Source organism: Mesorhizobium sp. M7A.F.Ca.US.002.01.1.1, assembly GCF_004022955.1.
GTDB lineage: Bacteria > Pseudomonadota > Alphaproteobacteria > Rhizobiales > Rhizobiaceae > Mesorhizobium > Mesorhizobium ciceri.
In genome coordinates this window covers 1-1,989 of sequence record NZ_RZQE01000740.1, presented here as the reverse complement: position 1 = coordinate 1,989, position 1,989 = coordinate 1, and the positions used below count along the sequence as shown (strand labels likewise).

The 1,989-nt window shown below is 61.7% G+C and carries 1 protein-coding gene; it reads left to right on the top strand.

The annotated features are described in order from the left end of the window. Positions 1-256: 256 nt before the first annotated feature. On the top strand, positions 257-1,989 hold a 1,733-nt coding region (locus tag EN932_RS34900), incomplete at its 3' end, for a TadE/TadG family type IV pilus assembly protein (RefSeq protein ID WP_245483386.1).

Below are 1,989 nucleotides of genomic sequence, written 5' to 3'. Positions count from 1 at the left end.
ACCGCCACGACAGACGGTTCGCCGCAGCCGGTTCGGATTAGCCGAACCATTCCGGCCTGTCACCAGCTTTCGCCAGGCACGATTGGTTAGCGGTTGGTGAAGCGCTGCCCCGGCAATAGAGCGATTTGCCAAACCCGGCCTTCAGCGTTTTGTGGAAAGCTGGCGTCGATCGAGAATCCGCCGGCGGGGGCCGCTCCAAGACATGCATGGACTTTGGCGTCAGTTCTGCCGCGACCAACGCGGCAACTATGCTCTCATGACGGTCGTCGCGATGGTTCCGCTGATGGGCGCCCTGGCAATGGCCGTCGACTTCACCGAGATGAGCCGCGAAAAACAGGCGGTTTCGAACGCGCTCGATGCCGCAAACTTCGCCACGGCGCGCCGGCTGACGGAGGGTGCCACCGACGACCAGTTGCGGGCCTATGCGCTCGACTTCTTCAATGCCAACCTCAACAAGATCAATCCCGCCAATACGACGCTCACCGTCACCTTGCCAAGCAACACCACCGGCGGCGGCTTGCTCAAGATGACCGCGCGGCTTGACTATAAGCCCTATTTCTATCCGGTCTTCGGCCAGCTCGTCGGCAAATCCGAAACCGACGCCAACCAGAGGATCAGCTTCAACATCACCTCGGAAGTGCGGCTGAAGAACACTCTTGAAGTCGCCCTGGTACTCGACAATTCCGGGTCGATGACCAAGACCGGAACGGGCTCGGGGCAAACGCGCATCGACCTTCTCAAGACCGCGGCAAAACAGCTGGTCGACACGCTGGCCCAGCAGGCGGCAATGATCAAGCAGGTCGACAGGCCGGTGCAGTTCGGCCTCGTGCCGTTTGCCGCCTCGGTCAATGTCGGGCCCGGCAACGGCAATGCGCCCTGGATGGATACCGAAGGCCTGTCGCCGGTATCGAACGAGAATTTCGACTGGTCGACGCTGAACGCAGCCGACAAATACGCCCAGCAGACCAACGGCATCTGGTACAAGCGCGGCACCGGATGGGGAACCGACGAAGGCCAGATGCTGACCCGGTTTTCGCTCTATCGCGACATGAAGGTCGTCACCAACCATGAGCGTGTCGTCAACAGCAAGCGCGTGGTGTGCGACGAATACAACCCGAACAACACCTGCAAACGCGACCACGACGAATACGACTACATCGACACCTATGGCCCGTTCGCCAGTTGGCAGGGCTGCGTCGAGGCCAGGCCTTATCCCTACAATGTCAACGACGCGGCGCCTTCCGGCGGCTCGGCGAACACCGGCATAGGGGTCGGCGATCCGGCGACGATGTTTGTGCCGATGTTCGCCCCGGACGAACCCGGCAACCATTGGAGGCTCACCCAGGATCCCGACGAGGCCGCGCCGACGACCTATGGCGCCATCAACAGCTGGTGGAATGACGACCCGACGAGCAGCACCGGCCAATCCCGGCTGCGCAACATGTCCAAATATTTCCAACCGAGGCCGATCAATGCGCCGGCGCTGGCCGCCGGCAACGGGCCGAACTACAGCTGCTCCACCAACCCGATCACGCCGCTGACCGATGTCAGCGTTACCACTGGGCTTACCGCGATCAAGGCCGCGATCGACCTGATGAAGCCCGATGGCGGCACCAATGTTCCCGAAGGCATGGCCTGGGGTTGGCGGGTGGTTTCGAGCGGCGAGCCGTTCACGCAAGGCCGCCCGGAAACCGAGAGAGGCAACGACAAGGTCGTCATCGTGCTGACCGACGGCGCCAATACCTACTACACGCCGTCCTCGCTCAGCCATTCCGACCCCGCCGATTCGAAATCGACCTATGCGTCCTTCGGCTATCTCAACCCAGGCTACAACGGCACTTCGGTGGGCCGCCTGTTCATGGGCACATCGAGCGCCATTGGCCAGTTCGACTATTCGAACGGCAACTACACCAACGCGCTCAACGAGCAGATGGCGACGCTTTGCAACAACGCCAAGGCAGCCAATATCATGGTGATGACGGTGGCGCT